The sequence below is a fragment of the Streptomyces sp. NPDC056160 genome (assembly GCF_042268205.1).
GTDB lineage: Bacteria > Actinomycetota > Actinomycetes > Streptomycetales > Streptomycetaceae > Streptomyces.
In genome coordinates, this window is record NZ_JBHJUW010000008.1 from 103,997 (window position 1) to 110,869 (window position 6,873).

Sequence of the window (6,873 nt, forward strand, 5' to 3'; positions counted from 1 at the left end):
CTCCAAGCACGGCCGCGGCGGACGTCAGACCGTGCCGCCGGGGCCGGGCGGCAGGTGCACCGTCATGATCAGGTGGCAGGTCCCGGTGCCCGCGCCGCGGTAGGTGTGGGACGTGTCGCCGTCGAAGGTGGCGGTCTGGCCGGCTTCCACCGGGTGCTCGGTGCCGTCGACGACCAGCGTCATCCGGCCGGAGGTGACGCTGACGGTCTCCACGACTCCGGCCTGGTGAGGATGGCTCGGGTACTCCTCGCCCGGCTCCAGCCGCCAGCGCCAGACCTCGACCGGGGCGGGTCCCGAGGTGGTCAGCATGAGCCGCGCCTCGCCGCCTCGCGGTCCGCTCCACAGCGGGGTCAGCGCGTCGGCGGCCACGACGCGTACGCGTCTCTCGGTCCGGCCCTCCAGCAGGGCGGAGACGGAGATCCCGAGGGTGTCGGCCAGCCGCACCAGGGTGGCGAAGTTCGGGTTTCCCTGCGCCTTCTCCAGCGCCACGAGGGCGCCCTTGCTGACCTGGGCGCGCCGCCCCAGCTCGTCCAGGGACAGGCCCGCGCGGGTGCGCGCCGTCCGGACGTTGTGCGCGAGCGTGCGCAGGGCCGCATCGGTCTCCGGCATCCGGTCCCCTCCTCGGTCAGTGGACCGGTGCAATGTACCGCGCGGTCGTTCAGATGAGGGCAATGCGGTCAGTTTGGCGTATCATACGGTCGTTCCATCGATACCGCGCGACCACAGGCTGCCGCCCCACGGCACCGAGGCCAAGGCCGCGCTGCTGCGTCACCGGCTGGCGCACTTCCAGCCCGAGGGGGACCACGCACCCGTCGAGGCCGGCCGGCCGCCCTACGGCCGCATGCTGTCCGGGATCCGCGGCCTGCGCCTGGAAGTCGGCGACGTACGGGCCAGGTTCACCTACGACGACCGCAAGCCCGTCGAGCACCGCGCCGCAGTCGCCGGCCGTCTCACCGAACGCGGCCGGGGCTTCGGCGTGCCCACCGCAGGGGAGCGACTGCGCCGCCCGGACCGCGTCGGCCCCTGGAATTCCTGACCCGACTCCCTTGCGCCGCCGGGGTCAGCCGGTGGCCGCCCGGGGCGTGGTGGCGGGGGAGCGGTGCTGGTCCACGACCGCCGCCACGATCCTCATCAGCCGGTCCCCCACCTGGTCGATGCTCCCGTTCTGCATGCTGACCTGCGCGCCTTCGAGGACGAAGGTGATCTCGGCCGCGGCCTGCTCCGGGTCGGTCAGCCCCGCGTCGGTGCACAGGCCGACCAGCCTGCGGGTCTGCCGGGCCTTGTGCTGCTCGATCACCTGCCGTGCGGGGTGGGCGCGGTCGGGCAGCTCGGCGAGGGAGTTGATGAACGGGCAGCCCCGGTGCGAGAGCGCCGGCAGTCCGTCGGCGATGAAGCGGGCCAGGGCCAGGATCTGCTCCGCGGGCCGTCCGGGGTGTTCGGCCTCGGCCCGGTCGAAGGCGGCCTGGTAGTCGGCGGCGACGATCCGCAGCCACTCCGCGACCAGCGCGTCCTTCGTGTCGAAGTGCCGGTAGATCGCCATCTTGGTGGTTTCGGCCTTCTCGGCGATCGCCTGCACGCTCACCCGCCGGATCCCCTCGCTCTGGAATAGCTCCTCCGCCGCGTCGAGGATGCGTTCACGCGGCGGCAGTTTCGCCACCCTGCTCGGTCTTCTGGCGGTCGCTGGCATGACTGCTCCGTGGAATCCGGTCGGTTGTGGGGCCTGACGTGCCCTGCTACGGTACCAGTCCGTTCCGTACGATACCGCTCGGTATCGTGCAGGACTCCTTGGTATCGTCTGGCCCACCGGGAGTGGCAGTGAAAGTGACCGAGTACGTGAAGTTCGACGCGGTGGGGCTCGCGGATCTCGTGGCCCGGGGCGAGGTGACCCCCGCCGAACTGGAGGCGGCCGCACGCGAGGCCACACGGGCGGTCGATCCGCGGATCAACGCCGTCGTGGAGACCTGGCCGACCGACGACGAGCCCGCCCCCGGCAGCGCACCGCTGGCCGGGGTGCCCTTCCTGATCAAGGACATCGGGGTCACCATGGCCGGCCGGCGCATGGAGCTGGGCAGCCGCCTCGCGGCCGGACTCGTCGCCCGCGCCGACTCCTTCCTGATGCGGCGCTTGCGCCGGGCCGGCCTCGTGACGTTCGGGCGCACCGCGACACCGGAGATGGCCTACAGCAACACGACGGAACCGGCGCTGTACGGCGCGACCCGCAACCCGTGGGACCCGGAGCGGAGCGCGGGCGGGTCCAGCGGGGGCGCGGGCGCGGCCGTCGCCGCCGGGGTGGTCCCGCTGGCACATGCCACCGACGCCGCCGGTTCGATCCGCATACCCGCGGCCTGCAACGGGCTCTTCGGGCTGAAACCGACCCGTGGCCGCATCTCCGCGGGCCCCGACTTCGACGAGGTCTTCAACGGCCTGGCCGTCCAGGGCTGCGTCAGCCGCACCGTACGCGACAGTGCGGCACTGCTCGACCAGATCCGTGGTCCGGAGCCCGGGGACCCCTACTTCGCCCAGGAACCCGCGAGGCCGTACGCGGAGGAAGTCACCCGCCACCCCGGCTCGCTGCGCATCGGTGTCCTCGGCCAGGCGTGGGGAGGACACCGCACGACAGTGCCCGTGACCGACGCGCTCTCCCGCACCGTACGGCTGCTCGAATCCCTCGGTCACCGGGTGCAGGAGACCGAGGCCGGCCTCGGGGTCGACTGGGAGGAGTTCGTCCTGGCCGGCGCGCGTCAGTGGACGGCCAACCTCACGGCCCAGGTCGACGAGCTGGCCGCCGCCCTCGGCCGGCCGGTCGACTCCACGACCCTCGAACCGCCCGTCCTGGCGAGCTACCACTACGGGCAGCGGGTCGGCGGCGCCCAGTTCGTCAGCGCGCTCGCGGTCCGCAACCGCGTCGCCCGGAGCCTGGCACAGTACTTCGACGCCTACGACCTGCTGCTCACCCCGACCCTGCCGGACCTGCCCGTGCCCCTGGGCACCCATGCCGAGGGCGCCGAGGCACTGGACGGCCTCGGCTGGCTGCGCCGCCTCTTCGACCTCTCCCCGTTCACCACGGTCTTCAATGTCGCGGGCACGCCCGCCATGTCCGTACCGGTCACGGCCGACACCGGGACGGGACTCCCGGTCGGCATGCAGTTCGCCGCCGGCTACGGGCGCGAAGACCGTCTCTTCCGTCTCGCCGCCCAACTCGAACAGGCAAGCCCGTGGCGGGAACGCACCCCTGTGGTGTGGGCGGGACATCAGGCGGATGACTGAGGACCACCTCAGAACTCCCCCGGACCGCGGGTGCGTTGACGCTCAGGTGCCCGGCCCGACGCGGAACGAGCGGCGGGCCGAGGCCCGGTGGGGCGGGCGGGTGACGAGGTGTGGCCGGCGGTGGCCGGTGGACCGGCTCATACGTGTGTGAGGAGGCGTTCCAGCGGCCGGGGGACGCGTTCCGGGGGCAGGTGCTCGACCAGGGCACGCGCGTACAGCGCCTTGCGGCCGCTGTGTGTGCCCATGAAGCGTCTCAGTTGGTGTTCCACGGGCCGTTCCCGCTGGGCGGGCTGGCCCTGGAAGGTGCGGAAGGGGCGCGTCTCGCCCTGCGCCTCGATGACCTGCCGCACCCCGTCGGCCCCGAGTGCCCGGATCAGTTCGTCCTCCAGGTCGGCCACGCACACGTGGAACCCGAGTTCCTCCAGTCCGGCGCGTCCGAGCCCGGTGCCCAGCCCCACCCGCTCCAGATGGCGCCGGAAATGCCGCTCCTCGCCGATGTCGCAGAGACCGGCCAGCGGCAGGCCGAGGCCCGAAGGGCCGCACACGTCCAGGAAGCGGCCGATGTTCGTCGCACCGCCGAGCGGAACCACCGCGACGCCCTCCGCGCCGAGGTCGCGGCCGGACCGCCCGGCCAGTGCCTCCAGCGCCGTTCGGTCACTGTCCCCCTCGACGAGCACGACCGTCCGCACGCCGTCGGCCAGTTCCCGTGCCCTGGCCGCCGCCGCGTCCGCCTCCGCCCCGCCGGCCGCCCATGCGACTGCCGCCGCACTGAACCGTCGTCCCGACTCGTCCACGAGACCTCGCTTCCCGCCGCCATCGTGGCACGGCCGCGACCCCGCACGCACGCGTGTTTCCCCGGCGCCCGGCGGGACCGTCACGTACCGGCCAGTGAGTCCACGAGCGCCAGGGCGTCGTCGACGGAACCCGCCGGATCGTCGAGCGGGTACAGCACGCCGCGCACCGTGCGGGAGGAGTCGAGGACGAGGGTGAGTCGCTTGAGCCGGTCCACGCCCGCCGCGCGGAAGGTGGGCAGCCGCAGTGCCGCGGCCAGCCGGAGGTCGGCGTCGGACAGCAGAGGGAACGCGATCCGCTCGTGCTCCGCGAAGGCGGCGAGCTGGTCGGGGCGCTGGGTGCTGACTCCGTGCACCCTCGCGTCGCGCTCCGCGAAGTCCGCCATCCGGTCGCGATACGTGCACGACTCCAGGGTGCATCCGCGGGTGCCCGGGATCCCGCCCCAGCCCGGCGGGTAGTCGTGCCCGCCGGGTGCGTACGCCCCCGGGAAGCAGTACAGGACCGTCCAGGCCCGCTCCGCGGAGACCGGGTCGACCGGCACGCCACCGGGGCCGGCGAGTTCGAGTGGGGGCAGACTGCGGCCCACCAGGGCGTGCACGCGCCGGGTCTCGGCGGAGTCGGTCGTGCTGGTGGCCGAGAGGACGCCGTCGCCCATGACGTGGCGGGCACCCCAGTCCTGGAGGGCGACGAGTACCGGGAGCAGCCCGCGGCCGGCCGGCGTCAGGTGGTACTCGTAGCGCGGAGGGTGCGGTCTGTAGAGGCGCTTTTCCAGGACCCCGTCGGCGACCAGGCCCTTCAGGCGTTCCGCCAGCACTTTGCGGCTGATGCCGAGCCCGTCGCGGAGCGCGTCGAACTGGTGGGTCCCGCCCGCGACGTCGCGGATGAGCAGCAGCGTCCACGGGTCACCGACCACCGTCAGCGCCTGCGCGATCGCGCAGTCCGGGTCGCCCAGCTCTGTGTATCGCATGATCCATGAGTATAGTCAGTTCCCTAAAGAGACTCACTCGCTCGCAGGGGGCAGGCATGACGACGGTGACGCAGGAGCGGGACGAGGAGCAAGAACGGCACGACGGTGCGGCACGCGCGACGGTCTTCTGGCGGTACTGGGGCGCCTCCACGGTGAGCGGGGTCGGTGACGCCGTGACGTCGGTGGCTCTGCCGCTGCTCGCGGTCCTGGTGCTGCACGCCTCGGCGTTCGAGGTCAGCCTGATCACGGCCGCCTCGTTCGCCTCGTGGCTGCTGATCGGCCTGCCGGCCGGGGTCCTCGTGCACCGTCTGCCGCTGCGCGGGACGCAGGTGGCGATGGACCTGGTCCGCGCCGTCGCCGTCGCCTCCGTTCCGGCGGCTGCAGCGCTCGGCGTCCTGGGCCTGACGCAGCTGATCGTGGTGGCCCTCGTGGTCGGACTGGCGTCCGTCGTCTTCGACGTCGGCAACTCGACGTTCCTGCCCTCCCTGGTCAGCAAGGACGAACTCACCGCGCGCAACAGCCTCACCTCGGGCACCAGGGCGGCGACCCAGCTCGGCGGCCCCTCCCTCGGTGGCGTGCTGGTCCAGGTGCTCGGCGCGGCGGCCTCGGTCGTGGTCGACGCGGTGAGCTACGTCGTCTCGGCCGTGCTCATGGGCACGTTGCCCCAGGTCGCGCACCCCGCGCAGGAGGGGCCGCGCCGGGGCATGGGCGAGATGATCCGCGAGGGCTGGCGCTACGTCACCCGCCACCCCGTCATCGGCCCCTGCGCGGCGGACGCGACCGCCGTCAACTTCGTCTGCGGCGGCCTGATGGCGCTCACCCCGGTCTTCCTGGTCGACACGCTCGGCGCCCCGCCCGCCCTGGTCGGTGCGCTCATCGCGACCGAGGGCGTCGGCACCCTGATCGGTGCGGCGCTGACACCCCGGATCGTCGCCCGGCTGGGCAGCGGCCGGGCACTGCGCTGGGCCGCGCTCGCCTCACCGTGCTTCGCGGCGCTGCTGCCCCTGGCCGGCCACTCCGGCGCGCTCGGCCTGTTCGCCCTGGGCAACGGCGGTTTCGCCGGGGCCGTGGTGGTGACGAGCATCGTGACCCGTACCTATCGGCAGACCGCCACGCCCCCGGAGTTGCTGCCGCGCGTGATGGCGACGGTCCGCTTCATCTCCTGGGGCGCGATCCCGTTCGGCGCCCTGGCCGCGGGAGGCGCTGCCGCCCTGTGGGGCACCCGCGCCTCCCTCGCACTCCTGGCCGTGCTCTCGACGGTCAGCCCGGCGGTCCTCCTGGCGAGCCCGGTCCGCCGGATGCGCGAACTGGCCTGAGCAGGCGCCTGCGCGTGCCTGGGGTCGTACGGGACCTCAGTCCTTGATCTCTACGGGCCCTCAGTCCTTGATCTCGCAGATGGGGGCGCCGGAGGTGAGGGAGGCGCCGACTTCGGCGGTGAGGCCCTTGACGGTGCCGTTCTTGTGGGCGTTGAGGGGTTGTTCCATCTTCATGGCTTCGAGGACGACGATGAGGTCGCCTTCCTTGACCTCCTGGCCTTCCTCGACGGCGATCTTGACGATGGTGCCCTGCATGGGGGAGGCGAGGGTGTCGCCGGAGGCGACGGGGCCGGACTTCTTGGCGGCGCGGCGCTTGGGTTTGGCGCCGGCCGCGAGGCCGGTGCGGGCCAGGGACATGCCCAGGGAGGAGGGCAGGGAGACTTCCAGGCGTTTGCCGCCGACCTCGACGACGACCGTCTCGCGGCCGGTGTCCTCGTCGGTGTCGGTGTCGGCGGGGGCGGTGAAGGGTTTGATGTCGTTGGTGAACTCGGTCTCGATCCAGCGGGTGTGGACCGTGAACGGGTCGCTGGA

General features: G+C 72.9%; 8 protein-coding genes. 3 read left to right on the plus strand and 5 right to left on the minus strand.

Annotation, left to right across the window (positions count from 1 at the left end; all coding sequences use genetic code 11):
• Positions 1-24: 24 nt before the first annotated feature.
• Positions 25-609 (minus strand): helix-turn-helix domain-containing protein, encoded by a 585-nt coding sequence (locus ACFC02_RS04985; RefSeq protein ID WP_376352275.1) that lies wholly within the window; start codon positions 607-609, stop codon positions 25-27.
• Between the two features lie 73 nt (positions 610-682).
• On the opposite strand from ACFC02_RS04985, the gene ACFC02_RS04990 reads away from it, so the two are divergent.
• The gene (locus ACFC02_RS04990) at positions 683-1,036 is read left to right on the plus strand and encodes a hypothetical protein (RefSeq protein WP_376352278.1); all 354 of its coding nucleotides are present in this window, start codon (positions 683-685) and stop codon (positions 1,034-1,036) included.
• 24 nt (positions 1,037-1,060) lie between these two features.
• Here ACFC02_RS04990 and ACFC02_RS04995 read toward each other — a convergent pair whose 3' ends face one another.
• The gene (locus tag ACFC02_RS04995) at positions 1,061-1,687 is read right to left on the minus strand and encodes a TetR/AcrR family transcriptional regulator (RefSeq protein ID WP_376352280.1); all 627 of its coding nucleotides are present in this window, start codon (positions 1,685-1,687) and stop codon (positions 1,061-1,063) included.
• Positions 1,688-1,815: 128 nt separating this feature from the next.
• Here ACFC02_RS04995 and ACFC02_RS05000 point away from each other — a divergent pair, with 128 nt between their 5' ends.
• The gene (locus tag ACFC02_RS05000; protein ID WP_376352283.1) at positions 1,816-3,267 is read left to right on the plus strand and encodes an amidase; all 1,452 of its coding nucleotides are present in this window, start codon (positions 1,816-1,818) and stop codon (positions 3,265-3,267) included.
• Between the two features lie 137 nt (positions 3,268-3,404).
• Here ACFC02_RS05000 and ACFC02_RS05005 read toward each other — a convergent pair whose 3' ends face one another.
• Both ACFC02_RS05005 and ACFC02_RS05010 read right to left on the minus strand, forming a co-directional pair.
• On the minus strand, positions 3,405-4,061 hold the full coding sequence (locus ACFC02_RS05005; RefSeq protein ID WP_376352286.1) for a TOPRIM nucleotidyl transferase/hydrolase domain-containing protein: 657 nt from the start codon (positions 4,059-4,061) through the stop codon (positions 3,405-3,407).
• 80 nt (positions 4,062-4,141) lie between these two features.
• Positions 4,142-5,026, minus strand: coding sequence for a winged helix-turn-helix transcriptional regulator (locus ACFC02_RS05010; RefSeq protein WP_376352288.1), 885 nt, complete (start codon positions 5,024-5,026; stop codon positions 4,142-4,144).
• 56 nt (positions 5,027-5,082) lie between these two features.
• Between ACFC02_RS05010 and ACFC02_RS05015 the strand changes: the two genes are divergently transcribed.
• Complete coding sequence (locus ACFC02_RS05015; RefSeq protein ID WP_376352290.1) at positions 5,083-6,342, plus strand: MFS transporter; 1,260 nt, start codon at positions 5,083-5,085, stop codon at positions 6,340-6,342.
• A 60-nt stretch (positions 6,343-6,402) separates the two neighbouring features.
• Here ACFC02_RS05015 and ACFC02_RS05020 read toward each other — a convergent pair.
• Positions 6,403-6,873: acetyl-CoA carboxylase biotin carboxyl carrier protein subunit (locus ACFC02_RS05020; protein WP_376352292.1), on the minus strand; the 471-nt coding region annotated here is incomplete at its 5' end.

Bases quoted from the DNA above. Each gene is read 5' to 3' on its own strand.
- ACFC02_RS05015 (WP_376352290.1), top strand. From the start codon at position 5,083: ATGACGACGGTGACGCAGGAGCGGGACGAGGAGCAAGAACGGCACGAC.
- ACFC02_RS05010 (WP_376352288.1), bottom strand. From the start codon at position 5,026: ATGCGATACACAGAGCTGGGCGACCCGGACTGCGCGATCGCGCAGGCG.
- ACFC02_RS04985 (WP_376352275.1), bottom strand. From the start codon at position 609: ATGCCGGAGACCGATGCGGCCCTGCGCACGCTCGCGCACAACGTCCGG.
- ACFC02_RS04995 (WP_376352280.1), bottom strand. From the start codon at position 1,687: ATGCCAGCGACCGCCAGAAGACCGAGCAGGGTGGCGAAACTGCCGCCG.